The following is a 26,823-nucleotide window of genomic DNA, read 5'->3' as shown; positions in this document are numbered from 1 at the left end:
CTTTCACGACATGATCCCGAACGAACTCCCCATCACGCCGGAACTGGTCGCCGACCACGGGCTCAAGCCCGACGAGTACCAGCGCATCCTCGACCTGATCGGCCGCGAGCCGACCTTCACCGAGCTCGGCATCTTCTCGGCGATGTGGAACGAGCATTGCTCCTACAAGTCCTCGCGGCTGTGGCTGAAGACGCTGCCGACCGAGGGCCCGCAGGTGATCCAGGGCCCGGGCGAGAACGCCGGCGTCGTCGACATCGGCGACGGGCTCGCCGTGGTGTTCAAGATGGAGAGCCACAACCACCCCTCCTTCATCGAGCCCTATCAGGGCGCGGCGACCGGGGTCGGCGGCATCCTGCGCGACGTCTTCACCATGGGCGCGCGGCCGATCGCCGCGCTCAACGCCCTGCGCTTCGGCGATCCGGAACACCCCAAGACCCGCCACCTGGTCTCGGGCGTCGTCGCCGGCATCGGCGGCTACGGCAACTCCTTCGGCGTGCCGACGGTGGGCGGTGAGGTGAACTTCCACCCCCGCTACAACGGCAACATCCTGGTCAACGCCTTCGCCGCCGGCATCGCGCGCACGGATTCGATCTTCTATGCGGCGGCCACCGGCATCGGCAATCCGATCGTCTATCTCGGCTCCAAGACCGGCCGCGACGGCATCCACGGCGCCACCATGGCCTCGGCCGAGTTCGGCGACGACGCCGAGGAAAAGCGCCCGACCGTGCAGGTCGGCGACCCCTTCTCCGAGAAGCTGCTGCTGGAAGCCTGCCTGGAGCTGATGCAGACCGACGCCGTCATCGCCATCCAGGACATGGGCGCGGCCGGCCTCACCTGCTCGGCGGTGGAAATGGGCGCCAAGGGCGGCCTCGGCGTCGAGCTCGATCTCGACAACGTGCCCTGCCGCGAGGACGGCATGACCGCCTACGAAATGATGCTGTCGGAAAGCCAGGAGCGCATGCTGATGGTGCTGCGCCCGGGCAAGGAGGACATCGCCCGCGAGATCTTCGAGAAGTGGGATCTCGATTTCGCGATCATCGGCAAGACGATAGAGCCCAAGCGCTTCGTCGTGAAGCGCCACGGCGACGTGATGGCCGACCTGCCGATCATGGAGCTGGGCGACGAAGCGCCGATGTACGACCGCCCGTGGGAACCCACCGCACCCGCGGCGCCCGTGGCGCCGGACGACGTGCCTCCGCCGGCCTCGATCGGCGAGGCGCTGATGACGCTGATGGCCTCGCCCGACCTGGCCTCGCGCCGCTGGATCTGGGAGCAGTACGACCACCTGATCCTCGGCAACACCTACCAGCGCCCCGGCGGCGACGCCGCCGTCGTGCGTGTCGAGGACGGACCGAAGGGCCTCGCCATCACCCTCGACGTCACGCCGCGCTATTGCGAGGCCGATCCGGTCGAGGGCGGCAAGCAGGCCGTCGCCGAGGCCTGGCGCAACCTGACCGCCGTCGGCGCCACCCCGCTGGCCATCACCGACTGCCTGAACTTCGGCAGCCCGGAACGGCCCGAGATCATGGGCCAGCTCGTCGGCTGCATCACCGGCATGGCCGAAGCCTGCACGGCGCTGTCCTTCCCCGTCGTCTCCGGCAACGTGTCGCTCTACAACGAGACCTCGGGCCAGGCGATCCTGCCGACCCCCGCCGTCGGCGGCGTCGGCCTGCTGGACGACTTCACCCGCTCCGCCTCTATCGGTTTCAAGGCCGACGGCGAGGCGATCGTGCTGCTGGGCGATACCGGTGGCCATCTCGGCCAGTCGCTCTACCTGCGCGAGATCGAGGGCCGCGAGGACGGCCCGCCCCCGCCCGTCGATCTGGCGGAGGAGAAGCGCAACGGCGACTTCGTCCGCGACCTGATCAAGGCCGGCCGCGTCAGCGCCGTGCACGATTGCGCCGACGGCGGCCTCCTGGTGGCGCTCGCCGAGATGGCGCTGTCGGGCGACCGCGGCGCGACGGTTTCCGCGCTTCCCGCGGGCCTGCCGGCCCACGCCGCCCTGTTCGGCGAGGACCAGGCGCGCTACGTCGTCACCTGCCCCGCCGATGCGGCCGACGCCCTCATCGCCGATGCCGGAACGGCCGGCGTGCCGGCGATGGCGCTGGGCACCACCGGCGGCGGCGCATTGACGATTGCCGGCCACGACCCAATCTATCTGGCAGCGCTGCGCTCTTGCCATGAGGACTGGATGCCGGACTATATGGCGGGCGGCATCGAGAACTGACCCGGACGAGGCAACAACGACGAGGCGCCAACATGGCGATGGACGCTCGAGAAATCGAGAAACTGATCAAGACCCACATTCCCGACGCGATCGTGACGATCCGGGACCTGGCCGGCGACGGCGATCACTACGCCGCTTCGGTGGTATCGGAGCAGTTTCGCGGCAAGTCACGGGTTCAGCAGCACCAGATGGTCTACGAGGCGCTGCGCGGCTCGATGGGCGGTGCCCTGCACGCCCTGGCCTTGCAGACCAGCGCGCCGGACAACTGACATCGCGCGACCTATATCAGACACACAGGCTCAATCGGCAGCGGCGGCCCGGCGCCGCAGCACATCGAAAGGACGGACCGAAATGACCACTGCCCACGACAGGATCGAGGCCGAAGTGAAGGGCAATGACGTCCTGCTGTTCATGAAGGGCACCCCGGCCTTCCCGCAGTGCGGGTTCTCCGGCCAGGTTGTACAGATCCTCGATTATCTCGGCGTGCCCTACAAGGGCGTCAACGTGCTCGACGACGCGGAAATCCGGCAGGGCGTGAAGGAATACACGAACTGGCCGACCATTCCGCAGCTCTACGTCAAGGGCGAGTTCGTCGGCGGGTGCGACATCATCCGCGAGATGTTCCAGGCCGGCGAGCTTCAGCAGCTCATGGCCGAGCGCGGCATCCCCACCCAGGACAACGCGGCCAGCTAAGCGGGCCGTCATCCGGGTGTTCCCCGTGGTCCGGGCGTTCGTGGCCCGGACTTGAGTAGTGTTGTGGGCGTTCGCGGCAACGAGATCCGTCGTGGACGCGGCCGGTGGTTTGCGGGCGGCGGCTAGCGGCTAGCCGGCCGACGCCACCTTGTCGTTGCCCCTCTTCGGCAGCACGTAGCGCGCCTTGTATTCCTCCAGGAACGCGTCCAGCGTGTCGACGCCGGCGACGCGCGAGACCAGCTTGCCGAACTCCCCGGCATTTTCCGGCACCGGCATCGTGACCACTTCGAAGGCGTGCGCGTCCGCGCTCGCGGCCATCTTCGCCAGGAACTTCGTGCGCAGCCGCTGCAGGCCGAGCTGATCCCTGGCGAGCGCGTAGGAGATCGCCGCGCGCAGCACCAGCGTCCGCTGCCCGTCCGTCAGCGGATCGACACGCTCCCAGGCTTCGCCGAGCCCCCGCTCGAAGGCCTCCCCGGCGTCCTGCCAGCGCTCGCCGTTCCAGAGCGCTTCGGCGCGGATCTGGTCGACCTCCACGCCTTCCGCGGACGACAGCAGGTCGAGGGCGAGCTCGAGCCGGCCGGTTTCGGCCAGCGCCCGGGATTCCAGCAATAGGCGCTGGTAGGCGACCTCGCGCGGAAGAACCGCTTGCCGGGTTCGCGACAGCACGACGATGGCGTCGGCCGGCTTGCGATTCATCAGGTAGATCCAGGCCAGCTTCGCGGCGACCTCGGCGCGCTCGGCCCCCTTCAGGCGATTGTCGACCTGATGGCGCAGCAGTTCGGCGGCCTGCTCCAGCAGGTCGACTTCGACCATCCGGTCGGCGAGCCCGCGGATGATCTGGTCGCCCTTGCGGCCGATCGGGGTGAGCTCGCGGAAATCGTAGTACAGCGCCAGGGCATCGACCGCCGGGATCTCCTCGGCCCGGCCGCCCAGGAAGAGTTCCTGGAAGGCACGGTTCATGTCGTCCTGCAGCGCCCGCGTCGTCGGCGAAGCCGAGTTCGCGACCGTTGCCGATTTCATGATCTCGAAGGCACGGTAGTAGTCGAACGCCTCGACCTGGAGATTGGCGAGAAGCCGCATGGCCCCGAGCTCGATCTCATCGCCTCGCCACGACAGCGCAAGCCGTTCGAGATCCGAGATGATCTCGTCGGATCGCGCCGACCCGTAGGCGTTGTGAAGCGCTTCGGCCCGGCGCAACTGCGCCCGCGCGGCCAGCAGCCGGTCTCCGGAGCCGATTACCTTGTCCAGAACCCGGATCGCGTCGTCGGTCCGGCCGAGCGCCATCTGCAGGCGCGCGCTCAGCAACGCCACGTGCGGGTCGGGCACGGAGGAATCCTGGTTCTCCTCCAGCTCGGCCATGCGCACCGCCGCCTCGGCGTAGTCCCGGGCCTCGAGGGCGGCTTCCGCGGACGCAAGCCGGAAATCCTTCTGACGCCGCGCCGAGTAGCTCGACAAGGCCGGGGCGCCCTGCTCGAAGGCGGCGACGGCGGCGCGCCAGTTGCCCCTCTGGGTCTCGGCGACGCCGCGCCACAGCGCGACGTCCGAGCTTCTGTTGAGGCCGAACGTATCGAACTCACGGATCGCCTCGTCGGGCCGGCGCATCATCGCCATGGCGATTCCGCGCAACGCCCGGATCTCCGGCTCCCGCATCGCGGCGGGGTCTTCCTGCTCGATCAGCCTGAGCTGCGCCAGCGCCTCCGCGCCGAGATCGGTTCCCAGCAGCGCCCGCGCCATCTGCACGCGCGAGCCGGTACGGGATACGTCCCCGGCGACCGCCGTCTCGCGGATGTGTTTCGACAGCAGCTTGTAGGCGGCGCCCGGATCCAGGCTGCTGTCGTCGATACTGTCGACGAAGCCGGGACGGCTCGCGTCGAAGCCGGCGGTGCGCCCGGGCGCGTACTGTCCGTTCACCTCGGACATGACGAGGCCGTTGCCACGCCCGATACGGACATCGCCGCCGTCGATCCTGACGCTCAGGTCGTCGACGAGCGGTCGGACCACCAGCCCGTGGATCGTGGTCGGCGCCTGGAACTCGACGAAATTGAACGGCTTGGGGATCGAGCGCGAGGGCGGCATGGCCGTCGTCACGAACAGCCGGTCACTGCCATCCGGATTCCGGATCTCGTGGACGGCTTCGGCGCTGGGAAACTGCACGATGGCTTCCGGCTGCCCATCCTCGTTGACCGCGCGAAGGAGGGTGAGCGGAGAGCCCGGCTCCAGCATGACGTCGCCCAGCGTGATCACCCAGGTCGCCGGCTCTCCCGAGACCGTCGTCAGAAGCGGCTTGGCGAGCGTCAGCCGCAGCACGGAGGTATTGCCGCTGCGCCAGCTGTCGACGGCGGAGGCATATCCGCTCAAGTCCTTGCGCAGGATACGGGTGTCGATCGGCTGCGGTGAATCGAACACCGCCCACAGCGCCCCCGCCTGCTCGAACACGGCCGCCGAGGTCGGCGCGTCGAAAGGGAGCGTCAGCTTGACGGTGGAAGCGAACCGGCGCGCCTCCGGCTGCACATAGTCCACGTCACCGCGGGGCTGGTCGGCCAGGACGGGCTGTTCGGCCAGGACAGGCTCTTCGGCAATTTCGGGTTCGGCTACCGTTTCAGCTGTGGCGGGAGGCTCGGCGACAGGATCAGCGGCGGGCTCGGGATCGGCAACCGCATCCGGCGCCTCGGCGGGCGCCTCCTGCCCGGCGATCGTGACCTGCGCATCCGCCCCGAACGCCGCGGCCAGGGCTTCGTGTTCCTCGGCCAGGCTGCGCCGTCCCGGCACGTCGCCGGACAGCAGGTCGACGACATCGGCATCGGCGCGCGGCGCCAGAACGGCCGCGCCGGCATCGGCGCTGCCCGGAGCCGTCACGTCGACGACATAGGTGTTGCCTTCCCTGAAGCCGCGAACCGGGGACACCGGATCGACCGTCAGCGACAGCTCAAGACCGCCCTCTCCGAGCCGCGACTCGATGCCGGAGATATAGGACGGCAGACGCGGCTTCAGCCCGGACAGATCGATACGTGCGGCCTTGTCGAAATAGACATTCGCCTTGTCGACGTCCCGCTCGATGCGGCCATCCGTCTCGCTTTCGAAGACGAACACGAGGCGCGTGAAGGTCGGCAGGCTCGAAACGCGGACGTCGACGGGCTTTGAGTTGCGGAATTTCTCGAGCAGTTCGCGCTCGCGCTGGCGCTTCTCCGTCTCCTCGGCGCGCCGCGCCAGTTCGGCGACCACATCCTGCGGCAGCCCCGGCGGCAGCCCCACCCAATCGCCCGGCATCAGATCGACGAACAGCTTTTCGCCGGCCTCCATCGTGTTCACCGTCACCGGCTGGGCGAGCGCCAGGCGGATCGCGCCGCCGTCGGGGTCGCGCCGCGCGGCGGTGATGAAGCGGCCGATGACATCGCTGAGGCGCGCGACGTCCGGCGCGGTGGGCTCATCGAATTCGAGAACCAGGACGCCTGTCGTCGCGGTGACGTCGAACGCCGGCACGTCCTTGTCGAACGTGATGATCATCCGCGCGTAGGTTCCGGTGTCGCTGGCCTCGATGGTTGCCGGCACCTGCGCCCGGGCGCCGCCGGCTGCCGTCAGCGCCGACAGGGCAAGCAGGCACGCGGCCGCGCGCGTCAGCCCGGCAAGGCAGCGCGATACGAGTCCAGGGGCGGCAATTCTGCCTGGGCCGGCTTTCATGTTCTCTCCGGTCGAACGCCACGATGTGCGCGACGCGATCGACGTCCTGTCGATCCCGGAGAAAGACTAGATCGGGCAAGTAAATAGCGGCTTAAGTCCGGATCCCGGATTGGGCCTAATTGACCGGTCGGGTTCCGACGATCTTGGGCAGTTCGCCGCCGGCGCCACCGGTGTCGGCAATGGGATCCGCGCTTTTTGCGGACAGTTCCAGCGTCAGCCGCTGCGCCACCTCGGAGTCCATTTCCGCCAGCACAAGCGCCATCTGCCTCGCGCTCATCAGGCTCGCGACCTTGGAGACGACCGACATGTCGAGCCGGTTGAAGATGCGCGCCGCGTCCTTCGGCTTCATGCTCTCGTACATCGTGACGACGTTCTTCATCCGCTCGTCGTCCTCGCCCTTGCGTTCGGCTTCGACCGCGGTGATGCGCGCTTCCAGGTCCTTCAGCTCGGCGATCCGCTGTTCCAGCCGCTGCTCGGCCGCCTTCAGCAGGTTCTCGCGCAGGTCCAGTTCCTTCTCGCGCGCTTCCAGCTCCTGGCGCCGCTCTCCCAGGCTGTCGAGGATCGCCTCGCGCGACCGGCTCTCGCTGCCCAGGACCCGCTCCAGGAAGGACGGTTCGTCGGCCTTCGCCGCTTCGGGCGTCTTTCTCTCGGTGGTCGCGGCGGCTTTCTGTCCGTCGGCTCCCGCCTGCGCCGAAGTCTGATCCTGCCCGTCCGGCTGCGGCGCCTCGCCCTGCCCGGCTGTCTCCTGCGCCCCCCCGTCCTGCGGTGCGGCGCTGTCCTGGGCCAGCGCCGGACGGCTTCCGCCAACCAGGTTGGGTTCGCCGACGATCAGCCCGACGCCCTTGAGGACGAGCAGCGCGCCGACGGCGATGATGACCAGCGGCAGCAGCCGGAGATCTTTCATGCCGCCCTGCCAGCGGCTTTCGCCACTGTCTGGCCGGCCGGCGCGCCTTCGCGTGCCGTGGCCCGCGCCGTCGCCGGCGTCCTGGCGGGCTCGACCAGGCCGTGACCGCGCGCCAGCTCGGTGATCCGCGACAGGCGGCTCAGCACCTTGCCACCGAGTTCCACCTGCTTCTCGATGGAGCGGCTGAACCGGTCGGCCTGCCGCAGCTTGTTGGTCAGGTCGCGGTCACACTCGACCACGGTGCCCTTGAGCCCCTCGATCGCCTGTTCGGCGATCGAGGTCGCCCGCACCAGTTCGGCGATCGTCTCGCGCAGCGACGATTCATCCGCGCGCAGGCGTTTCAGGCGCCGGTTGAGCACCACGCAGTAGCCGATGGTCACGAGCAGAAGCACCGCGACCAGGCTTTCGATCAGCAATCCCAGCGACGATCCGCTCACGTTCCCTCCACGGCAAGTCTGTCGGCCTTCTCGAAGGCGGCATAGGTCATTTTCGGCCGGCGCAGCCGGTTGGCGATCCGCACGGCGACCCGATCGCCGACGCGACCGGCCTTGCCGTCGGTCAGGATCGTTTCGCCGCAACGCAGCGTGACCGGGTCGGTCGTGCGACGGTCGAGCACCAGCGTGTCCCCGACCTTGAAGTTCATGACGCGGTCGAGCGGCATCGACTGCTCGAACAGCACCGCGTCGATCTCGACGGTCGAATTCCACATCTCGCTGGCCAGGTGCCCCTCCCAGATCGGATCACGGCCGAACTTCTCGCCCATGAACATCTGCAGGAGCATGTCGCGGATCGGCTCGATCGTCGCGTAGGGCAGCAGCACCTCGATATTGCCGCCGCGGTCTTCCATGTCGATCCTGAGCTTGACCAGGATCGCCGCGTTGGCCGGCCGTGCGATCGCGGCGAAGCGCGGATTGGTCTCGAGCCGCTCGACGTTGAAGTGGACCGGAGACAGCGGCGCGAAGGCCTGGTCGGCATCGGCCAGAACCAGCTCGATCATGCGCCGGATCAGGTTCATCTCGATGGTCGTGTACGGACGCCCCTCGATCCGGAGCCGCATCGAGCCGCGCCCGCCGCCCAGCAGCACGTCGACCATCGAATAGATCAGGTTCGAACCGACCGTCACGAGGCCGTAATTGTCCCATTCCTCGGCCTTGAACACGGCGAGGATCGCCGGCAGCGGGATCGAGTTCAGGTAGTCGCCGAAGCGCACGGAGGACAGGCTGTCCAGCGCGACCTCGACATTGTCGGAGGTGAAGTTGCGCAGGCTCGTGGTCAGCAGCCGCACCAGCCGATCGAAGATGATCTCCAGCATCGGCAGGCGTTCGTAGGAGACGATCGTCGAATTGATGATCGAGCGGATGCCGCTCTTCTCGTCGCGGTTCGCCGCGTCGCCGTTGAAGCCGAGCAGGCTGTCGATTTCGTCCTGGTTGAGGACCCGCTCGGTTCCCCCGCCGGTGCCGGTGTCGGGCTCCTCGTCCTCGACCATCGACGCCCATTTGGCGGCGATGTCGTCGTCGGAGGCGTCGTCGTCCTCATCGGTCAGCTCGGCGCCCCACTGGGCCGCCAGGGCGTCCTGATCGACGTCTTCCTCTTCGTCTGCCATGTCTGCGCCTACTGGACGATGATTTCTTTGAAAACGACGTTGTCGATCTCGGCGGGATGAATCGCCAGATTGACGCGCCGCACGAGTTCTTCCTTGAGCCGGTAGATGCCGGCGGAGCCCTGCAGGTCGGTCGAGCGCAGCTCGCGCAGATAGACCTGGAAGGCGTCGAGCACCCTCGGCAGCACCTGCTCCACGGCCTCTTTCGTCTCCCTGTCCTTCATTTCCAGCGCGATCTGGACGCGCAGGAACTGCGGCCGCTGATCCACCGAGCTCAGGTTCACGGTCATTTCCGGAAGTTCGAAGAAGACCGGCGGTTCTTGCTGGACCGTCCCGGACCCGCCACCCGAGCCGAGAAACAGGTAGCCGCCGCCGCCCAGCAGGGCGACGCCGAGTACGGCCGCCGCGCCGATGATGACGAGCTTGCGCCGGCCCTTCGGCGCGCCGTCCTGCGAAGCGCTATCGGGCGTGGCCTCGATATTGTCGAAATCGGGTTGAGCGACCTCGGTGGACATGCCTGACCGGTTCCGTTTGTTCCGGGGCGCGCACGTCCGAAAAAGCCCCGTGCGCCAGCCCCCGCTGCCTTGATGTTCACCGTATGAAGCGCATGGTTAACGAAAAGTTTCCAAACCCGGCCGGGGTGGGAAATTATTGCCGCCCGTCGTTGCCGGCCGGCCCCAAAATTGCCGGGCTCTGGCGCCGACGAAAATTCTCATCCCATTGTTTTCATTCACTTTCCGGAGTTGGCACACCGTATGCTTAATGACCGGTGAACACCCACGGCACCGTGCGGCGTTCGCTCGGGGGAGCAACCAATGGTGCAACGATGCAAGACAATACCCTACTCGTATCCCTGTCGCGGCAGGTCGCCCTGCGGCGTCAGATGGACGTCATCGCCAACAATCTGGCGAATCTCGAAACCGGCGGATTCAAATCGTCCGACGTGCTTTTCGAGGAATACCTGATGCCCAAGGCGGAGGCGTCCGACGCCCTGCCCGGCGATCGGGACATCTCCTATGTCATCGACCGCGGCACGCTGCAGGACTTCGCGCCCGGACCGATACAGCAGACCGGCAATCCGCTCGACGTCGCCATCGACGGCGAAGGCTGGTTCGTGGTCCAGACGCCGGCCGGCGAGCGCTACACGCGCAACGGCGCGTTCCTGCTCGACAACGAAGGCGCGCTGGTCACCGCCGAAGGTCACCGGGTGATGGGCGACGGCGGCGTGATCACCTTCGACGAGCGCGACGGTGCCGTGGCCATCGCCGCCGACGGAACGGTCTCCACGAAGGCCGGCGAGAAAGGCCGCCTGCGGGTCGCCGTCTTCGACGACGACGCCATTCTGCAGCCGGAGGGCTCCAGCCTGTTCTCCGCACCGGTCCAGCCGCAGACCGCCAACGACGCCACCGTGCGCCAGGGCATGGTCGAAGGCTCGAACGTCCAGCCGATCGTCGAGATGACCCGGATGATCGAGGTAACCCGCGCCTATACCTCGCTGTCCTCCATGCTCGAACGCATGGACGACATGCGCCGCAACGCCATCAGCGTGCTGGCCGTCATTCAGTAATGACCGGCCACCGCCACTGGACTTGAAAAGGAACACGCCATGAAAGCACTTCATATCGCGGCTTCCGGCATGATGGCCCAGGAGCTCAACGTCGAAGTGATCTCCAACAACATCGCCAACATGCGCACCACCGGCTTCAAGCGCCAGCGGGCCGATTTCCAGGATCTCCTCTACGAGAACCTGCGCCGGCCCGGCGCCTCGACGTCGGATACCGGAACCATCGTCCCCACCGGCATCGAGATCGGCGGCGGCGTCAAGACGGCCGCCACGCCGCGGGTGATGAGCCAGGGCAACATCACCATGACGGAGAAGGAACTGGACGTCGCCATCCGCGGCGAAGGCTTCTTCCGCGTCCGCCTGCCCGACGGCCGCACCGCCTATTCGCGCGACGGCTCGTTCGAACGCGACTCGCTCGGCCAGCTGGTCACCGTCGACGGCTATGTCATCGAGCCCGGCATCACCATCCCCGACGACGCCCGCGGTGTCTCGATCAACTCCGAGGGGCTGATCCAGGCCTTCGTCTCGACGGACACCGATCCCGTCGACCTCGGCAACATCGACCTGGTCCGCTTCGTCAATCCGGCGGGCCTGGAAGCCATGGGCGACAACCTCTTCCTGGAGACGCCGTCGAGCGGTCCCGAACAGGTCGGCACGCCCGGCCTCGACGGCTACGGCATGCTGCAGCAAGGCTATCTCGAGCAGGCCAACGTCAATCCGGTCTCCGAGATCTCCGATCTGATCGCCGCCCAGCGCGCCTACGAGATGAACTCCCGCGTCATCACCGCCGCCGACGAAATGATGTCGTCGACGGCGAGCATGCGCTAACGCGAAGGGGACGGATCATGATCATACGCACGCTCGTCGTCGGCGCCGCGCTTGCGGTCGCCGTGTTCGCCCTGCCGGCGATGGGGGCCGAACAGCCCCGGTTGAAGGCTCAGGTGACCGTGCACGGTCCGCTCGTGACACTCGGCGACCTGATCGACGGCGCCGGCGCGGCCTCCGGCATCGCGGTCTTCCGGGCGCCGGACCTTGGCACCGCCGGCACCGTCCGCGTCGATCGGATCCTCACGGCGGCCCAGGCCCAGGGTCTGGCCGGCCTGGATACCGGCGGCCTCGATTCGGTGTCGGTCAGCCGGCTCGGCCGCGCGATCGCCAGCGACGAGATCGTGCAGGCGATCACGCGCCATATCGTCGAGACGGGACGCGGCGACCGGCCCGAGGACATCGACGTGACCCTCGACCGGTTCGAGCAGCCGATCGTCGTCGAGCAGTCCGCCATGGCGCCGCTGAGCGTGGACAAGCTCGAATACGATCCGGCGACCGGCCGTTTCGCCGCCCTTCTGGCGGTCGCCGACAGCCGCGCCGCGGGCACCGGCCTGCGGTTCTCCGGCCGCGCGGTCGAGATCATCGAGGTCCCGGTCCTGGCGCGCGCCCTGGAGCGCGGCGAGGTGATCAGCCCGCGCGACATCGTCATCGACCGCCTGCCCCGCAGCGCCGTGCGCTCGGAGATGATCGTCGACGCCGACCGGCTCACCGGGATGTCCGCCCGCCGGCACCTTCGCGACGGCGTGCCGCTGACCGCCGACCTGCTGATGGAGCCGATTCTGGTCCATCGCGGCGACCTGGTGACGATCATCTACCGCACGCCCGGGCTGACGCTGACCACCCGCGGACGGGCCCTGTCGGCCGGCGCGCGCGGCGAGGTCATCCAGGTTTTCAACATTCAGTCGAAGCGGACCGTCGAGGCCGAGATCAGCGGTCCCGGCTTCGTCACCGTCCTGCCGCAGCGGGTTCCGGTGGCGTCGCTGCCGACCACCGTCCGCTGACATGCCGGTCCTGAGGGAGAGTTTCATGACGCGCGTAACGAACCGGACATTCCGAGACATCGGACGCCTCGCCGCGATCGGCATCCTCGGCGCCGCCGCCGCGGGCTGCTCCAGCACCGCCGACAAGATCGCCCAGATCAACAAGCCGCCCTACCTGTCGGCGATCGAGAACCCGACGGCGGTGGCCGGCTATCGTCCCGTGTCGATGCCGATGCCCGACCCCGAGCCGCCGGTGTTCAGCTCCAACTCCCTGTGGCGGTCCGGCGCCCGCGCCTTCTTCAAGGATCAGCGCGCCAAGGGGGTCGGAGACATTCTCACGGTCGAGGTCATCTTCTCCGACAAGGCCATCTTCGACAACAAGACCGAGCGCAGCCGCATCGCCTCGGGGGGGCGCGACATTTCGGGCGCGGCGGGCAACGCGTTCCTCGACCTGATCCCCGACGACTACAAGACCGGCAGCGCCGTCATCGACCTCAACGGCGACACCGCCACCACCGGTGAAGGCTCGGTTAACCGCAAGGAAGAGCTGCGCACGAACCTGGCCGCCGTCGTCACCCAGGTCCTGCCCAACGGCAACATGGTGATCGAGGGACGCCAGGAGGTCCGCGTCAACTTCGAGATGCGGGAACTGATCGTGGCCGGCGTGATCCGTCCCGAAGACATCACCGCCAACAACACGGTCGATTCGACCAAGATCGCCGAGGCCCGCATCTCCTACGGCGGACGCGGCCAGATTACCGATGTCCAGCAGCCTCCCTACGGGCAACAGTTCCTGGACATCATCCTGCCGTTCTGACGCTCCCCCATCTGACAGAACGGCCAATCGGCGCGGTCCCAGCTCCCCCGGGACCGCGCCCTTTCTTTTCCACGCACAAAAAACGCCCCCGACCAGTGGCCGGAGGCGTTTTTCAGTTTCTTTGGAGACTGAGTTTAATCAGTCGTCGCGATAGACACGCTCGCGCCGTTCGTGACGCTCCTGCGCCTCGATCGACAAGGTCGCGATCGGCCTTGCATCAAGCCGCTTGAGGCTGATCGGCTCGCCGGTTTCCTCGCAATAGCCGTAGGTCCCCTCATCGATCCGCTTGAGCGCGGCATCGATCTTGGCGATCAGCTTACGCTGGCGGTCGCGAGCCCGCAGCTCGATGGCCCGATCCGTCTCCGAAGACGCACGGTCGGCCAAATCAGGGTGATTCTGGCTGTCGACCTGGAGCTGGTTCAGCGTCTCGCGGCTTTCACGCAGAATCTCTTCCTTCCATGCAAGCAGTTTTGCACGGAAGTACTCGCGCTGCCTCTCGTTCATGAAAGGCTCTTTGGTAGTAGGGCGGTAGTCTCTTACGCCAACCATCGGCGATTCCCTTTAGGGTCCGTCGATAACGGGCGCCCTTATAACCGCTGACAGGGCCGCTTACAACAAGTCGTCGATGACAAGATTGTAATGTGACTTAATTCGCGCGGTAGTACGATCCGCCCTGCTTTCGGCCGTGGTTTCAGCGGGTTAGGGGCAATCGCCGGATATCAGGCCGCTTCACGCCCCAATTTCGCAAGCTCGACGCGGGCGCGAAGCTCTATTTCGTCGAGCACCGACTCGATGCGCTCGTCGCCATACCGGTCGGGCCGGCGCCCCACGGTATCGACCAGGCTCTGCAGCTTGGCGGCCGGTACGTCACCCGCGAGCAAGGCGATCTTGATGTCGTCGAGCAGGTCGAGCATGTCGTGGCCGTGCTTGAGCCGCGGTCCGCGCCCCCCCGGCTCCTCCACCGACTGAAGCGCCAGCAACGCGTCGATGCCGCCGATCGGTCCCGATGCGGCGGCTCCGGTCGCGGTTTCCGAACGCTCCGATTGGGAGAACGAAAAGACGTTCGTTGACCGATCGCTCTTCGCACCGCCCCGCGGACGCTTGATCTGGCCCGCCCCTCCGGGTCCGTCGATACGCATGAATCGAAGCCTCCCCCCTTTGCTCCAGCCACGGCCAAATCTCACCAGCCATGGTTAACGGCACCTTAACGCATGGGCAGAATTTGCCGGGCGGCGGCAAGTTCTTGCCGGAACCTTAACGGCGAACGCCTGCGACACGAACTCAAAACCCTCGAGATTCCATACCTTTACAGCGTTTTCCCGAACCGCGATTGCTTGGCACGGATCTGGCTTTCTAGTTGGAGGATTGCTGAAGGGGAGCAAGTGTGGTGATCCCGCGCGTTAAGAATTTACGGTCAGTTTTCTCACGCGGCCTTCGCCTGGCGACGGCCGTCGCGGTCGCCGCGGCGCTCTGTGCGCCGCCGCCGGCTCTGGCATCCTCGCGGATCAAGGACCTGGTCGACATCGAAGGCGTTCGCGAGAACCAGTTGATCGGGTACGGCCTTGTCGTCGGCCTGAACGGCACCGGCGACACGCTGAACAACTCGCCCTTCACCCTGCAAAGCCTGCAGGCGATGCTGGAACGGCTGGGCATGAACACCCGCGACGCGCAGCTCCGCACGAAAAACGTCGCGGCGGTCATGGTCACGGCCAATCTGCCGGCGTTTTCTACCCACGGCAGCCGCATCGACGTCACCGTCTCCACGCTCGGCGATTCGACCAACCTGCAGGGCGGCACCCTGCTGGTGACGCCGCTGCTGGGCGCCGACGGCGAGGTCTACGCGGTCGCCCAGGGACCGGTCGCCGTCGCCGGCTTCAACGTCGAGGGCGAGGCCGCCCAGGTCACACGGGGCGTCCCGACCAGCGGGCGCATCGCCAACGGCGCCCTGATCGAGCGCGAAATCGACTTCGAGCTTTCCCAGCTCGCCAGCCTGCGCCTGGCCCTGCGCAATCCGGATCTGACGACGGCCACGCGGATCGCCCAGAGCATCAACGACTATATCGGCCCCGGCACAGCCGAGGCGACCGACCCGGCGACCGTCCAGATCCGCATGTCGGGCAAGTATTCCAGCGACATCGTCTCGCTTCTGACCGATATCGAGCAACTCCGCGTCGATCCCGATCAGCCCGCCCGCGTGGTCATCGACGAGAATTCCGGGATCATCGTCATGGGCAAGGACGTGCGCGTCTCCACCGTCGCCGTCGCCCAGGGCAACCTCACGGTCACCATCACCGAGACGCCGGAAGTCAGCCAGCCGGGCGCGTTCGCGCCGTTCGGGGCGGAGACCGTCGAGGTTCCGCGCACCCAGATCACGGTAGACGACCAGTCCGGCAACCGCATGGCGATCGTCGACGGCGGCGTCAGCCTGCAGCAACTGGTCGACGGGCTGAACGCGCTCGGTGTCGGGCCGCGCGACCTGATCTCGATCCTTCAGGCGATCAAGACGTCCGGCTCGCTGCAGGCCGACATCGAGGTGATGTGACGATGGCTATCCCCGCGGATCTCGCCCTGTCCTCGCCCGCCCTCGGTCCAGCACTGTCGACGGGCGCCAAGGGCACGCCCGACAGCATTCGCCAATCGGCGCAGGAATTCGAGTCGGTGTTCCTCAACACCATGCTGTCGCAGATGTTCGCCGGCGTCAGCACCGACGGTCCGTTCGGCGGCGGCCATGGCGAGGAAATGTTCCGGTCCCTGCTGATCGAGCAATACGGCGCCAACATCGCGGCCGCCGGCGGCATCGGCATTGCCGACGATGTCGCCCGCGAGCTCTTGTCCCTTCAGGAGGCTAACAATGACATTCAGCAATAGCAGTCCGGCCAGCAATAGCAGCCCGACGCCCGTGTCGGACCCGGCCGCGGCGCGCGATTTCTGCGTCGATCTGGCGCAGACGGTCGACTCGCTGATCGCGGTGCTGAACGAGGAAACCAGCCTGATCCGGGCCGCACGCCTGACCGCGGCGGCCGAGGTTTCCGCCCGCAAGTCCGTGGTCGCCGAGCGCTATATGAAGGCTCATGGCGTCCTGTCGTCCGCCGGCGCCGAGCTGAACCAGCTCGTGCCGGACGAGGTCGGCCATCTCCGCGAACGCCATCAGGCGCTGGAGTCGGCGATCTCCCTCAACCTGGCCGTTCTCGCGACGGCCCGCACCGTGTCGGAAACGCTGATCCGCGACGTCGCCGGCCTGGCCGCCGCCCGACAGGGCGGACAGACCCAGACCTATGGCGCCAACGCCAGGCAGACCGAAACGGCACCGCGCGCCGCCCCCCTGTCCTACAACGTCGCCCTCTGACCGGACGCCCTGCGGGCTGATCCGTTAAAACGCGATCGGTTCCCGCAACCCGCGATTCACCGCGCGCCGATAGGCTTGTCCCGCGAGGGATGAGCGAGGCCGGCCGTTTGCCGGCTGGAGGCGACGTTGGACGCGAGTATCGCCGGCAGGGCGCAGACGCTGCCACCGACGGAGAGCTGGGCCAGGCCCGCCCCGGCCGGCGAAGCCACGCTCGTGCCGCCGGCCCGGTCCGTGCGCCCGCCCGACGATGCCGAACGTGCCCGCGACAAGAAACGGGAACGGTCCGGCAACGAGGCAAACAGCGATCACGGCGCCCCTCACCCGAACCCACAACCGGACGCCGCGTCCGCCCCGCAACGCGAGATCGCGCCCGCGGCCGGTCCCGCGCACGAACCTGTCTTCCCGGAAGCCCACCTTTCGCTGGAGTCGATTGCCGCCTGCGACACTCCCCGGTTCGACGCCCCCCGGTTTGGCGGCCTGCTGGGCAAGCGCGCCTACGCCAGCCGCGCCAACGCCAGCCGCGACGACGAACCGCCACGGATCACGAAATCGGTCTGAACCAGCAAATCGGGTGACCCCGAACGATTCGCCTATTCCGATTAACCGACCCTTAGGACGCGCCCGGTTAGAACGGCGTCATACGGCCAGAAAGGCCGCTTGTTGAGTAACAGATCCAGAAAAGGATTGAACAATGGCTGACATTACCCTGTCCGCTGGCGTGCGGCAGAATCTTCTCTCGCTGCAGAAAACCGCCGACCTGATGGCCTCCACGCAGAACCGTCTTGCCACCGGCAAGAAGGTCAACTCGGCCCTCGACAACCCGACCAACTTCTTCACCTCGGCCTCGCTGCAGACCCGCGCGTCGGATCTGTCGTCCCTGCTCGACTCCATGTCGAACGGCGTGAAGACCCTGGAAGCCGCCGACAACGGCCTGACCTCGATCACCAAGAACCTCGAGTCGATGCAGTCGACCCTGCGTCAGGCGCGTCAGGACAAGTCGTTCAAGACCACGTCCTACAATGTCGACCTGGGCGCCAGCCCGGCCGGCACCGAGACCCTGTCGTTCTCCGGCGGTTCCGTCGGCGCGACGGCCGTCGATATCGACCTGACCGAAGCCCAGGGTGTCTTCACCGGCGCCGGCTTCGCCGCCCTCGACTTCGACAGCGCGGCTGACAACAGCTACGCCGGCACGCTCGACTTCGACGTCGCCGTCGATGGCGGCACGGCCCAGTCGATCTCGATCACCGCGGTCGACGCCGACACCCTCGCCATCACCGTCGACGGCGGCGCGGCGACCAACGTCGACGTTGCCGACGTCGAGGCCGTCACCTCGACGGAACTGGAGAGCGTGCTCAACGCGGGCTTCGCCGCCAACAACGTCGACATCACCGCCAGCACCGACGGCGGTGAGCTGGTGCTCACGTCCAACACGGCCAGTGACGCCGGCACGGCCGCCGTCGCGGTGACCAATGTCGCCGAGACCCTGGCCGGTGCCAGTGATTCCGGTCTCGCCGGCGGCGCCGGCAGCCTCGGCACGGTATCCGCCAAGTCGGTCGACCTGCTGGTCGATGAAATCAACGGCAACGCCGGCCTGACCGACAAGATCCGTGCGTCGAACGACAACGGCAAGCTGCGCATCGAGAACCAGTCGACGCAGGAGCTGACCATCACCGGCGCTTCGGCGGGTGCCATCGTCGACGGCGGCTCCGGCACGGCGACGATCGGCGGCAATGGTGTCCGGTCCGACCTCGCGACGCAGTTCAACCTGCTTCGCGACCAGCTCGACAAGCTGTCGGACGACTCCTCGTTCAACGGTGTCAACCTGCTGCGCGGCGACAACCTGAAGATCAACTTCAACGAGACCGGAACGTCGACGCTCAACATCCAGTCCAAGGATGGCGAGACGATCAACTCCGCCAATCTCGGCCTGATGTCGATCGAAGCCGCGGATCTGGACAGTGACGCCAACATCGACTCGCTCCTGTCGACGGTGTCCGACGCTCTGAACACGATCCGTTCGCAGTCGTCGTCCTTCGGTTCGAACCTGTCCATGGTCGAAAACCGTCAGGACTTCTCCAAGTCGATGAAGAACACGCTCCAGACCGGCGCCGACAACCTGGTGCTGGCCGACACCAACGAGGAAGGCGCCAACATGCTGGCCCTGCAGACGCGCCAGCAGCTCTCCTCGGTCGCTCTGTCCCTGGCCTCGCAGGCCGACCAGGCGGTGCTCCGCCTGTTCTGATCCCTTCTCAGGGACGACCGTTACTGGCGGCGGGGCCTCGGCCCCGCCGCTTTTTTTATGGCTTTTCCTTCCCCCGATTTCCCTTCTCGCGCGGTCCGGTATCCGGCCGGATAAGAACTTGTTAACCGTAATTCTTTACCAACCTCTACAAGAGGTTAACGCGCAGATTCCGGCCCCGAGGACATGATCGGAGCCGCGCCCAGTGTTGACTATCGGTTGCGGGAAGAGGAATGAACGATGTCTGACATTACCCTGTCCACGGGCGTGCGGCAGAACCTGCTCTCGCTGCAGAAAACCGCCGATCTGATGGCCACGACGCAGCACCGTCTTGCCACCGGCAAGAAGGTCAACTCGGCCCTCGACAACCCGACCAACTTCTTTACCTCGGCCTCGCTGCAGACCCGCGCCAACGAACTCTCGGCGCTGCTCGATTCCATGTCGAACGGCGTCAAGACGCTGGAGGCGGCCGACAACGGCCTGACGTCGATCACCAGGAACCTGGAATCGATGCAATCAACCCTGCGTCAGGCCCGTCAGGACAAGTCGTTCAAGACCATGTCCTACGCCGTCGACCTGGGCGCCACCCCAGCCGGCACCGAGACCATGTCCTTCTCCGGCGGCGCGATCGGCGCGACCGCCGTCGATATCGAACTGACGGGGGCCCAGGGCATCTTCACCGGCGCCGGTTTCGCCGCCCTCGACTTCGACAGCGCCGCCGACAACAGCTACGCCGGCTCGCTCGGCTTCGACGTCGCCATCAACGGCGGCGGCACCCGCTCGATCGCGATCACCGCGGTCGATGCCGACACACTCAGCGTATCGGTCGACGGCGGTGCCGCCACGACGCTCGACGTCGCCGACGTCGAGGCCGTTTCGGCGACGGAATTGCAGGATCTCCTCAATGCCGGGTTTGCCGCCAATGACGTCGACATCACCGCCAGCACGTCCGGCGGCGAACTGGTGCTGACGTCCGACGTCATCGCCGACACGGGCCTCGCGGCCGTCGCGGTGACGAATGTCGCCGAGACCCTTGCCGGCGCCAGCGACTCCGGCCTGGCCGGCGGCGCCGGCTCCACCAGCACCCCGATCGCCAAATCGGTCGACGCCCTCGTGGACGAGATCAACATGAACAGCGCGCTCGACAGCAAGATCCGCGCGTCGAACGACAACGGCAGGCTGCGCATCGAGAACCAGTCGACGCAGGAACTCGACGTAGCCGGCCTGACACCCGCCGGCATCGTTGATGGCGGTGCGGGGACCGGAACGATCGGCGGCAATGCGGTCCGCACCGAATTCGCCACGCAGTACAACCTGCTGCGCGACCAGCTCGACAAGCTGGCCGACGATTCCTCGTTCAACGGCGTCAACCTGCTGCGCGGCGACAATCTGAAGATCAGCTTCAACGAGACCGGCACGTCGACGCTGAACATCCAGACCAAGGACGGCAAGGCGATCAATTCCTACAACCTCGGCCTGACGTCTCTTGATTCCGTCGATCTGGACAGCGACGCCGCCATCGACGCCATCATCGCCGATGTCGGCGCGGCGCTCGATGCGATCCGCTCGCAGTCGTCCGCGCTTGGTTCCAACCTTTCGATGGTCGAGAACCGCCAGGACTTCACAAAGGCGATGAAGAACACGCTGGAGACCGGCGCCGACAACCTGGTGCTCGCCGACACCAACGAGGAAGGCGCCAACATGCTGGCCCTGCAGACCCGCCAGCAGCTCTCCTCGGTCGCGCTGTCCCTGGCCTCCGAGGCCGACCAGGCGGTGCTCCGCCTGTTCTGACGCCGGCCCGGCTTTTCACGGTTGCGGCGGCGGGGCCTCGGTCCCGCCGTTTTCTTTTCGGGTAATCTGCAAAAGCGATTCTTCGCACCCGAAACAAAGCGCGAGGCACGACGATGGCGCTCAAGGTCGAGCTGAAGCCCGGCGAACGGTTTATTCTCGGCACCGCCGTGATCACCAATGGCGGCCAACGCTCCCGGCTGTATATCGAGGGCGACATTCCCATCCTGCGGGAAAAGGACATCCTGACTCCGGAGACGGCCGACACGCCGGCCAAGCGGATCTACCTTGCCGTTCAGGTCATGTATCTGGACGGCGAGACCCAGTCACGCCACGACATCTACTTTGAACTGGTGAACGATGTCGTCCGGGCGGCACCAAGCACGCTGCCCTACGTGGACCGGATCAATAATCAGATCTTAACTGGATTTCTTTACAAAGCTCTTCGCGAAGCCAAGGCGCTAATCGAGTACGAAGAGGAACTACTGGAACATGCAAAATTCGGCGGCGCAGCTGTACGCCAGCACAGCCCAGAAAACGAGCAGCCCGCGTGATCTCGAGGCAGACCTGCTCATAAAAGCCGCGGCAAAGCTCCAGCGTGTTTGCGACGATTGGCCGAACCGGAAGCCCGAGCTGGACGAGGCACTGACGTTCAACCGCCGCCTCTGGACGATCTTCGCCACCTCCGCCACGAAGCCGGAAAACCCGCTTCCGCATCAGGTCAAGCAGAACATCGCCAATCTGTCGCTGTTCATCTTCAATCAGACCATCGATCTTCAGACCAACCCACGCCCGGAAAAGGTGCCCTCGCTGATCTCGATCAACCGCGAGCTGGCCGCCGGACTGCGCGCCACGAGCTGATACGGTCCCAGCCATAGGGGAGCTGCAGAATGCGCCGAAGTCGGGAAAATCGACGCTTTCCTTCTCCGAAGATCTATCGCAAGGCGGCCCTGGTGGCCGCCTTTTTCGTTTCAGAAGGCAGACGACGTCAGCGCTGCAAACGCGGCAGGACCCGCCGCTGAGACCCGGGCGTCAGAGGAAGTTGACGAGGCTGAGCTGCGACAGCACCGCGGTCGTCTGGTAGCTCGCCTCCAGCCGCGTCTGTAGCTGCAGGATCTTCACCGCCACCTCGTCGCGGTCGGCGACCTCCACCTCCGACAACAGCTGCACGGCCGTGGCCTTGGTCGCCGTATGGCGCTCATCGGCCTGTCCGGAGACGTACTGCGCCGTCGTGATCTCGGCATAGATGGCTTCGACTGTCTGTCGCTTGTCCGGGAACGACAGGTTGCTCACCACCCGGCTGGTCATCGCCGAGTAGCGCTCCCGCTCGACGTCGGGATTGTTCGGATCGAAGGTTTGCGCCGCGAGGACCGCGAGATTCTGGATCGTCCAGCGGAACGCCTCCTCGTTGCCGCGCGCGCCGTAGGCGACCGAGATGGATTCGTCGATCCGCGCGATCGCCGTCGAGCGCGAGTCGGTCGTCAGGTCGCCGTCGCCCAGATACCAGAACACGGTGTCGGCGGGCGTCCCGTCGCGCAGGGCCGTGGCGGTGTCGAACGGCGGGCCGTCGACGCGCTGCGGCGGGTTGGCATCGTCCATGTTGAAGAAATCGTCGGCCGCCGCGTAGCCGGACGCGGCCCGCAGCTCCGTGGCCGCCTCCGTCTCCAGGCTGGTAACGAGCGCGGCCTGGAAGTTCGCGGCCGTGGTGGTCTCGTCGGCGCCGATTTCGAACGTGCCGGGGTCCCCGCCCTCGCCCGCCGCGACGGCGGTAAGCTCGACGACCGTCTCCGTGCCATCCGGCATGGACAGCGTCAGGCGCACGGTCTCGCCGGCTTCGGGCAGCGTCGCGGAGAAGGACAGCGTCGCCTGCGGCGGCACGCCGGCCGGCCCCGTCGCCGTCGTCCCGGTCAGGGTCGTGGCGAGCTGAACGATCTTGAAGCCGAACGGACTGCCGTCGACGTCCTCGGAAATGGCGACGTCCGCGGCCGCCGGAACCGGCACGACGAGACGGCCGAGCCCGTCGGCGCCCATATCGGCCTGCATCCGCTCCGACAGATGCTGCTTGAAGCCGGCGCGCGCGCCGGCGCCGTCCATGATCGCCGGCGTCGGCTCGACCGGTTCCGCATCGGTCCTGCGCCCCGCGAACAGGTAGCGGCCGCCGACCTCGGAACGCAGCAGCGACAGCGCCTCGTCCAGCGCCGCCTCGGCCCGCAGCTGGGTCGACGAGCGGTTGCCGTCCGTCAGGACATAGTCCGGCACCATCGCGTCGGTACGGATCTCACGGCCGATATTGCTGAAGCGGTCGATCGCCTGGGTCATCACGTTCATGCGCAGGGAGATCGTCTGGATCGTCGACTTGTAGGCGTCGGTGATGGAGGTCCTTGACCGCATCGCGATGCTGAGCGTCCGATCCGGCCCGAGCGTGCCGTAGGTCGCCGCCTTCTTTCCGGTGGCGAGCTGGCGCTGCAGATCGAACAGTTTCTCGCGCGACTCGATGATGCCGCGCGTCCAGCCGAGAGACTTCGACAGGGGAGGAACGCTCATGCCGTCTACATCCTCATCAGTAGGTCCATCATCTCACGGAACGCCGTGATCAGACGGGTGTTGGCCTGATACGCCGTCTGCAGCTCGATCAGGTGGGCCATTTCCTGGTCGATATTGACGCCCGACCGCGACGTGAACCGCTCCTCGAGCTGGGCGACCACCGTCTCCTGGGCTTCGGTCGCCTGGCTCACGTCCTGCGCGATCGCCCCCTGATAGGAGATGATGCGCTGGACGAAGCCGGAGACCGTGCCGGTATACGGCGTCGACCCCGCCACCTTGGTCTCCGCCGGGAAGGTGATCTGCATCTGCGTGAGGCGCCGCAGCATGTCGAGGGGACGCGCGGGATCGCCGATCTCGATCCCGGCGCCGTACTGGACCAGCTTCGTGTTGTCGGCCAGCAGCGCCGCGTTGACGGAGATGCGGCCGGCGAAGCCGATGCGCTGGGGCATACCCTCCAGGCGCCCGGTATAGGGGCTGCCGCCATCGACGAAGAGCGGGATCGCGAGCCCGTTGCCGTCCAGTGCCGTGTTGGTGATCGACGCGTCCACGGACGTGATCGCGGAGGTGTTGAACGACCCCTCGGACAACCCCGTCGCCGTCCCGACGGACGGATTGGAGAAGGTGATGGAGAAGCCGTCGGCCGGCGTATCTCCGGTGATGACGAGATCGCCCGCGGCGATCGTCGCGCCGATGCCGGGCAGACCGTCCAGCCACGACTGCAGGTCCTGCCCCGTCGTCGCCGGGCCGAAGTTGAAGACGTTGTCGACGCCGTTGACGTTGATCGTCAGGGCTTCGCCGTTGAGGCCGGCCAGGTTCAGCGTCGAGCCGTCGGCGCCGTAGAGCGAGCCGGTCGAGTTCGCGGTCGCGTCGCCGTCGTCCAGGAACCGCAGCACGTTGCCGCCCGGCGCCGAGACGTCGACCTGCGGGCCCAGCGCGGCGTTGAGCTGCGCCGCGACGGACGCGTAGCCGCCCGAGAAGTCGACGCCGATGACGATGTCGTTGGGATCGGCCGTGACGCTGTTGTCGAGCGGCAGGCTCGCCGGGTCGTCGACCCGGATGATCGTGTAGGTCTGCTCGGCCCCGCCGGGCTGCGTCGCCAGCGTCAGGTTGACCCGGTCGCCGGACTGGATCCCGGTCAGGTCGACATCGAAGCCGTCCTGGGTGCCGACCGTGGTCGCGGTGCCGTCGACGGTGCGTCCCGACAGAGAGCGCGCCAGCGCTTCGGCCAGGACGTCGAGCTGGGCCTGGGCGTCGACCAGGAACTCGTCGCGCAGCTCCAGCAGGGCCGAGATCTTGCCTGAGCGGATCTGATTGTTCTCGATGAGATCGAGCACCGCGCCGTTCTGCGACACGATCCGGATCGTGCCGACGCCGCGCTCGGCCGGGTCGTCGGAGTAGAGCGACTGCGGCGTCATGGAGCCGCGCTGATCGAATTGCAGCTCCACCGGCAACAGGTCGAGCAGCATCGTCCCCGACTTCGTCATGATGCTGACGGTGCCGCGCTCGCGCTCCATCACCTGGATGTCCATCAGTTCGCTGAGCTCGGAGATATAGCCGTCGCGGATGTCGAGCAGGTCTGCCGGCGGCGACTCGAGCTGGTCGCGGCTGCCGATGTCCATGTTGATCTTGGCGATCTTGCCCAGCAGCTCGTTGGCCCGCTGCACCGCGTCGCCGATGCCGCGCTCGGCCTCCAGCCGCATCGCCTGGATGTCGGACGACAGCTGGTTCAGGTTGCCGGCGAGAACCTGCGCGTCGCGCAGCGCCTGCTCGCGCGCGATGAAGGAGTCCGGACTGGTCGCCAGCGCCTCCATCGACGAACGGAAGGTGTTGAACAGCGTGTCGACCCCGTTCGCCGAGCCGGGTTCGCCCAGCATCAGGTCGAGCTGGTCGTAGTACTGTTTGAGGATGCGGACATACCCGGCGCCGCTGTTCTCCAGCCGCAGCTGCCGCTGCACCAGCGAATCCACGTCGCGCACGATGTCGCCGATGCGGATGCCCGTGACGTTGCTGCCGACGACCATCGTCGAGCGTTCGAGCGTCTTGCGGGTATAGCCGGGGGTATCGGCGTTGGAGACGTTGCGCGAGACGACGTCGAGCCCGGCCTGCGTCACCCGCAGGCCCGAAAGCGCCGATCCGAGTACGCCGTAGAGTCCCATTGTGCCTGCCGCCTCCTGGGGAGCGATCGGGGGGAACGGTCGGACCCGGCCGGTGCCGGGCCCGCACTGACGATCCGCGTCAGCGGATCATGTTGAGCACTTCCTGGAGCATCTCGTTGCTGGTCGTGACGATGCGGGTGCCGGCGGCGTAGGCCTGCTGCGTGACGATCAGCTTGGTGAATTCGTCGGCGATGTCGGTATTCGAGCTTTCCACCGAGGCGCCGATGATGGAGCCCTGCGCCCCGAGGATCGCCGGGCCCGAGTCCTGGGTCACCGCATAGGTGCCGCCGTCCATCTTCTGCAGCCGGTTCTCGGCATTGAAGGACGCCAGCCGCACTTCGTAGAGATCGACGGTGCGGCCGTTGGTGTAGCTCGCCACGATACGCCCGGCTTCCGAGATCGACACGCCGACCAGCTCGCCGGCGGCATAGCCGTTCTGCCTGAGCTCCGTAACCTGCGCGTTGCCGTTGGAGTCGGCAAACTGGGTGATGCCGTTGACGCCGTGCTTGAGGGTGATGTCGCCCACGTTCACGCCGTTCACCGTCACGCCGGTCAGGTTCACCTGCGCGATATCGGGCGTGAGCTGGCCGGAGGAGTTGAAGACGTAGTCCTGCCCGACATTGAGCCAGGCGGTGTCGGTGCCGGTCGCGTTGGAATCCACCTGATAGAACAGGTTCCAGGTATCCGAGCCGCCGCCGTTGGTATTGTCGGTCTTCGCCCAGCGCATCTGGATGTTCACCGGCGCGCCGGCGGAGTCGTAGACGGTGATCGCGCTGCCCGAGATCGACTGGTCCAGGAAGGTCGAGACGTCCTGGCCCTGGATGAGCCCGTCGGCGCCCGCGGTCGGGTTGTTGTTGTAGTCGGCCGGATTCAGCAGCTCGCTGTCCGGGATGTCCGGATCCGCGGCGGTCGTCATCGGATAGGACGAGAGGTTGGCGCGCAGGTCGATCTGCGACGTGGCCTGAGCCGGCAGGAAGTCGTTGGTGATGCGCACCGGTTCCGGCAGGCTGCCGACGAGGTTGCCGGTCTGCGGGTCGACGCGGATTGCCTTCAGGTAGTTGCCCGCGCCGTTGACCAGGTAGCCGCTGCGGTCGAACTCGAAGTCGCCCCGGCGCGTGTAGTAGTCGACGCCGCCGAACACCGGGTTGCCGTCGGCCATGTCGGCACGCTGCTCAACGATGAAGAAGCCGTCGCCGTTGATCCCCATGAAGGTCGGCACTTCGGCGGCACGGATATCGCCCTGCACGTTGTTGGTCGCCCGGGTGAACACCTGAACGCCGCCGGCGAGCTGCTTGTAGTACGGGGAATCCGGCACCAGGTCGGCGAACGTCGTCTCCGTCCGCTTGAAGCCGACCGTCTGAGAATTGGCGATGTTGCCGGACACGTGCTCGAGCGCGAACGACTGCGCCTTCAGCCCCGACACCGCCGTCGCCAGCGCCCCATAGATACCCATAGCTCA

The 26,823-nt window shown here is 66.7% G+C and carries 25 protein-coding genes; 15 read left to right on the top strand and 10 right to left on the bottom strand.

Annotated features, from left to right (window positions below; translation table 11 throughout):
* The first annotated feature begins 10 nt into the window (after positions 1-10).
* The 3 genes from purL (at position 11) to grxD (ending at position 2,920) form a co-directional block, all read left to right on the top strand.
* Positions 11-2,227 carry a phosphoribosylformylglycinamidine synthase subunit PurL gene (gene purL / locus MUB46_RS13310; protein WP_261616408.1) on the top strand — a complete coding sequence of 739 codons (2,217 nt, stop codon included), beginning with the start codon at positions 11-13 and terminating at the stop codon, positions 2,225-2,227.
* A gap of 32 nt (positions 2,228-2,259) precedes the next feature.
* Positions 2,260-2,496 (top strand): BolA family transcriptional regulator, encoded by a 237-nt coding sequence (locus tag MUB46_RS13305; protein WP_261616407.1) that lies wholly within the window; start codon positions 2,260-2,262, stop codon positions 2,494-2,496.
* A gap of 82 nt (positions 2,497-2,578) precedes the next feature.
* Positions 2,579-2,920, top strand: coding sequence for a Grx4 family monothiol glutaredoxin (grxD, locus tag MUB46_RS13300; protein ID WP_261616406.1), 342 nt, complete (start codon positions 2,579-2,581; stop codon positions 2,918-2,920).
* Positions 2,921-3,049: 129 nt separating this feature from the next.
* On the opposite strand, the gene MUB46_RS13295 is transcribed toward grxD, so the two are convergent.
* The 5 genes from MUB46_RS13295 to MUB46_RS13275 all read right to left on the bottom strand — a co-directional run bounded on the left by MUB46_RS13295 (position 3,050) and on the right by MUB46_RS13275 (position 9,617).
* Positions 3,050-6,598 (bottom strand): tetratricopeptide repeat protein, encoded by a 3,549-nt coding sequence (locus MUB46_RS13295; protein ID WP_261616405.1) that lies wholly within the window; start codon positions 6,596-6,598, stop codon positions 3,050-3,052.
* A gap of 115 nt (positions 6,599-6,713) precedes the next feature.
* Complete coding sequence (locus MUB46_RS13290) at positions 6,714-7,502, bottom strand: MotE family protein (protein ID WP_261616404.1); 789 nt, start codon at positions 7,500-7,502, stop codon at positions 6,714-6,716.
* Positions 7,499-7,939 carry a DUF6468 domain-containing protein gene (locus tag MUB46_RS13285; protein WP_261616403.1) on the bottom strand — a complete coding sequence of 147 codons (441 nt, stop codon included), beginning with the start codon at positions 7,937-7,939 and terminating at the stop codon, positions 7,499-7,501. The genes MUB46_RS13290 and MUB46_RS13285 overlap by 4 nt, the downstream gene beginning before the upstream one ends.
* Complete coding sequence (fliM, locus tag MUB46_RS13280; RefSeq protein ID WP_261616402.1) at positions 7,936-9,105, bottom strand: flagellar motor switch protein FliM; 1,170 nt, start codon at positions 9,103-9,105, stop codon at positions 7,936-7,938. Before fliM ends, MUB46_RS13285 begins: the two co-directional genes overlap by 4 nt.
* A gap of 8 nt (positions 9,106-9,113) precedes the next feature.
* Positions 9,114-9,617, bottom strand: coding sequence for a flagellar basal body-associated FliL family protein (locus tag MUB46_RS13275; protein WP_261616401.1), 504 nt, complete (start codon positions 9,615-9,617; stop codon positions 9,114-9,116).
* Between the two features lie 311 nt (positions 9,618-9,928).
* On the opposite strand from MUB46_RS13275, the gene flgF reads away from it, so the two are divergent.
* The 4 genes from flgF to flgH are packed head-to-tail and all read left to right on the top strand — an operon-like array spanning position 9,929 to position 13,291.
* A complete protein-coding gene (gene flgF / locus MUB46_RS13270) occupies positions 9,929-10,669 on the top strand; it encodes a flagellar basal-body rod protein FlgF (protein ID WP_261616400.1) in 741 nt (246 codons plus the stop codon).
* A gap of 39 nt (positions 10,670-10,708) precedes the next feature.
* The gene (flgG, locus tag MUB46_RS13265) at positions 10,709-11,494 is read left to right on the top strand and encodes a flagellar basal-body rod protein FlgG (protein WP_261616399.1); all 786 of its coding nucleotides are present in this window, start codon (positions 10,709-10,711) and stop codon (positions 11,492-11,494) included.
* A 17-nt stretch (positions 11,495-11,511) separates the two neighbouring features.
* A complete protein-coding gene (gene flgA / locus MUB46_RS13260) occupies positions 11,512-12,495 on the top strand; it encodes a flagellar basal body P-ring formation chaperone FlgA (protein WP_261616398.1) in 984 nt (327 codons plus the stop codon).
* 25 nt (positions 12,496-12,520) lie between these two features.
* Positions 12,521-13,291, top strand: a complete 771-nt coding sequence (gene flgH, locus MUB46_RS13255; RefSeq protein ID WP_261616397.1) for a flagellar basal body L-ring protein FlgH — start codon at positions 12,521-12,523, stop codon at positions 13,289-13,291.
* 138 nt (positions 13,292-13,429) lie between these two features.
* Here flgH and dksA read toward each other — a convergent pair whose 3' ends face one another.
* Positions 13,430-13,840, bottom strand: coding sequence for an RNA polymerase-binding protein DksA (dksA, locus tag MUB46_RS13250; RefSeq protein ID WP_261616396.1), 411 nt, complete (start codon positions 13,838-13,840; stop codon positions 13,430-13,432).
* 170 nt (positions 13,841-14,010) lie between these two features.
* The gene (locus tag MUB46_RS13245) at positions 14,011-14,430 is read right to left on the bottom strand and encodes a flagellar assembly protein FliX (RefSeq protein ID WP_261616395.1); all 420 of its coding nucleotides are present in this window, start codon (positions 14,428-14,430) and stop codon (positions 14,011-14,013) included.
* A gap of 245 nt (positions 14,431-14,675) precedes the next feature.
* Here MUB46_RS13245 and MUB46_RS13240 point away from each other — a divergent pair, with 245 nt between their 5' ends.
* From MUB46_RS13240 to flaF, 8 genes are all read left to right on the top strand, one after another.
* The gene (locus MUB46_RS13240; protein WP_425256262.1) at positions 14,676-15,833 is read left to right on the top strand and encodes a flagellar basal body P-ring protein FlgI; all 1,158 of its coding nucleotides are present in this window, start codon (positions 14,676-14,678) and stop codon (positions 15,831-15,833) included.
* A gap of 2 nt (positions 15,834-15,835) precedes the next feature.
* A complete protein-coding gene (locus tag MUB46_RS13235; protein ID WP_261616394.1) occupies positions 15,836-16,159 on the top strand; it encodes a rod-binding protein in 324 nt (107 codons plus the stop codon).
* Complete coding sequence (locus MUB46_RS13230) at positions 16,143-16,637, top strand: hypothetical protein (protein ID WP_261616393.1); 495 nt, start codon at positions 16,143-16,145, stop codon at positions 16,635-16,637. Before MUB46_RS13235 ends, MUB46_RS13230 begins: the two co-directional genes overlap by 17 nt.
* Positions 16,638-16,763: 126 nt before the next feature.
* Positions 16,764-17,195 carry a hypothetical protein gene (locus tag MUB46_RS13225; RefSeq protein ID WP_261616392.1) on the top strand — a complete coding sequence of 144 codons (432 nt, stop codon included), beginning with the start codon at positions 16,764-16,766 and terminating at the stop codon, positions 17,193-17,195.
* Between the two features lie 133 nt (positions 17,196-17,328).
* Positions 17,329-18,879, top strand: a complete 1,551-nt coding sequence (locus tag MUB46_RS13220; protein WP_261616391.1) for a flagellin N-terminal helical domain-containing protein — start codon at positions 17,329-17,331, stop codon at positions 18,877-18,879.
* 237 nt (positions 18,880-19,116) lie between these two features.
* A complete protein-coding gene (locus MUB46_RS13215) occupies positions 19,117-20,667 on the top strand; it encodes a flagellin N-terminal helical domain-containing protein (RefSeq protein WP_261616390.1) in 1,551 nt (516 codons plus the stop codon).
* 113 nt (positions 20,668-20,780) lie between these two features.
* Entirely contained in the window at positions 20,781-21,218 is a 438-nt protein-coding gene (gene flbT / locus MUB46_RS13210) for a flagellar biosynthesis repressor FlbT (RefSeq protein WP_261616389.1), read from the top strand.
* Positions 21,157-21,525, top strand: a complete 369-nt coding sequence (gene flaF, locus MUB46_RS13205; RefSeq protein ID WP_261616388.1) for a flagellar biosynthesis regulator FlaF — start codon at positions 21,157-21,159, stop codon at positions 21,523-21,525. The genes flbT and flaF overlap by 62 nt, the downstream gene beginning before the upstream one ends.
* 171 nt (positions 21,526-21,696) lie before the next feature.
* Here the strand turns inward: flaF and MUB46_RS13200 are convergent, their stop codons facing one another.
* The 3 genes from MUB46_RS13200 to MUB46_RS13190 form a co-directional block, all read right to left on the bottom strand.
* Positions 21,697-23,208: a flagellar biosynthesis protein FlgL gene (locus MUB46_RS13200; protein ID WP_261616387.1), complete on the bottom strand. Its 1,512-nt coding sequence runs from the start codon at positions 23,206-23,208 to the stop codon at positions 21,697-21,699.
* Between the two features lie 5 nt (positions 23,209-23,213).
* Positions 23,214-25,364 (bottom strand): flagellar hook-associated protein FlgK, encoded by a 2,151-nt coding sequence (gene flgK, locus MUB46_RS13195; protein WP_261616386.1) that lies wholly within the window; start codon positions 25,362-25,364, stop codon positions 23,214-23,216.
* A 79-nt stretch (positions 25,365-25,443) separates the two neighbouring features.
* Complete coding sequence (locus MUB46_RS13190) at positions 25,444-26,817, bottom strand: flagellar hook protein FlgE (protein ID WP_261616385.1); 1,374 nt, start codon at positions 26,815-26,817, stop codon at positions 25,444-25,446.
* Positions 26,818-26,823 lie beyond the last annotated feature (6 nt).

Source organism: Microbaculum marinisediminis (assembly GCF_025397915.1).
In the GTDB taxonomy this organism is placed as follows: domain Bacteria; phylum Pseudomonadota; class Alphaproteobacteria; order Rhizobiales; family Tepidamorphaceae; genus Microbaculum; species Microbaculum marinisediminis.
Note: the sequence above shows the minus strand (reverse complement) of the source record. Positions and strands in the feature narration are given on the sequence as shown.

Bases quoted from the DNA above. Each gene is read 5' to 3' on its own strand.
- MUB46_RS13220 (WP_261616391.1), top strand. From the start codon at position 17,329: ATGGCTGACATTACCCTGTCCGCTGGCGTGCGGCAGAATCTTCTCTCG.
- dksA (WP_261616396.1), bottom strand. From the start codon at position 13,840: ATGGTTGGCGTAAGAGACTACCGCCCTACTACCAAAGAGCCTTTCATG.
- fliM (WP_261616402.1), bottom strand. From the start codon at position 9,105: ATGGCAGACGAAGAGGAAGACGTCGATCAGGACGCCCTGGCGGCCCAG.
- MUB46_RS13275 (WP_261616401.1), bottom strand. From the start codon at position 9,617: ATGTCCACCGAGGTCGCTCAACCCGATTTCGACAATATCGAGGCCACG.
- MUB46_RS13215 (WP_261616390.1), top strand. From the start codon at position 19,117: ATGTCTGACATTACCCTGTCCACGGGCGTGCGGCAGAACCTGCTCTCG.
- MUB46_RS13295 (WP_261616405.1), bottom strand. From the start codon at position 6,598: ATGAAAGCCGGCCCAGGCAGAATTGCCGCCCCTGGACTCGTATCGCGC.
- flgA (WP_261616398.1), top strand. From the start codon at position 11,512: ATGATCATACGCACGCTCGTCGTCGGCGCCGCGCTTGCGGTCGCCGTG.
- MUB46_RS13230 (WP_261616393.1), top strand. From the start codon at position 16,143: ATGACATTCAGCAATAGCAGTCCGGCCAGCAATAGCAGCCCGACGCCC.
- flgK (WP_261616386.1), bottom strand. From the start codon at position 25,364: ATGGGACTCTACGGCGTACTCGGATCGGCGCTTTCGGGCCTGCGGGTG.
- MUB46_RS13235 (WP_261616394.1), top strand. From the start codon at position 15,836: ATGGCTATCCCCGCGGATCTCGCCCTGTCCTCGCCCGCCCTCGGTCCA.
- flbT (WP_261616389.1), top strand. From the start codon at position 20,781: ATGGCGCTCAAGGTCGAGCTGAAGCCCGGCGAACGGTTTATTCTCGGC.
- MUB46_RS13290 (WP_261616404.1), bottom strand. From the start codon at position 7,502: ATGAAAGATCTCCGGCTGCTGCCGCTGGTCATCATCGCCGTCGGCGCG.
- purL (WP_261616408.1), top strand. From the start codon at position 11: ATGATCCCGAACGAACTCCCCATCACGCCGGAACTGGTCGCCGACCAC.
- grxD (WP_261616406.1), top strand. From the start codon at position 2,579: ATGACCACTGCCCACGACAGGATCGAGGCCGAAGTGAAGGGCAATGAC.
- flgH (WP_261616397.1), top strand. From the start codon at position 12,521: ATGACGCGCGTAACGAACCGGACATTCCGAGACATCGGACGCCTCGCC.
- flgF (WP_261616400.1), top strand. From the start codon at position 9,929: ATGCAAGACAATACCCTACTCGTATCCCTGTCGCGGCAGGTCGCCCTG.
- MUB46_RS13245 (WP_261616395.1), bottom strand. From the start codon at position 14,430: ATGCGTATCGACGGACCCGGAGGGGCGGGCCAGATCAAGCGTCCGCGG.
- flgG (WP_261616399.1), top strand. From the start codon at position 10,709: ATGAAAGCACTTCATATCGCGGCTTCCGGCATGATGGCCCAGGAGCTC.
- flaF (WP_261616388.1), top strand. From the start codon at position 21,157: ATGCAAAATTCGGCGGCGCAGCTGTACGCCAGCACAGCCCAGAAAACG.
- MUB46_RS13305 (WP_261616407.1), top strand. From the start codon at position 2,260: ATGGCGATGGACGCTCGAGAAATCGAGAAACTGATCAAGACCCACATT.
- MUB46_RS13200 (WP_261616387.1), bottom strand. From the start codon at position 23,208: ATGAGCGTTCCTCCCCTGTCGAAGTCTCTCGGCTGGACGCGCGGCATC.
- MUB46_RS13190 (WP_261616385.1), bottom strand. From the start codon at position 26,817: ATGGGTATCTATGGGGCGCTGGCGACGGCGGTGTCGGGGCTGAAGGCG.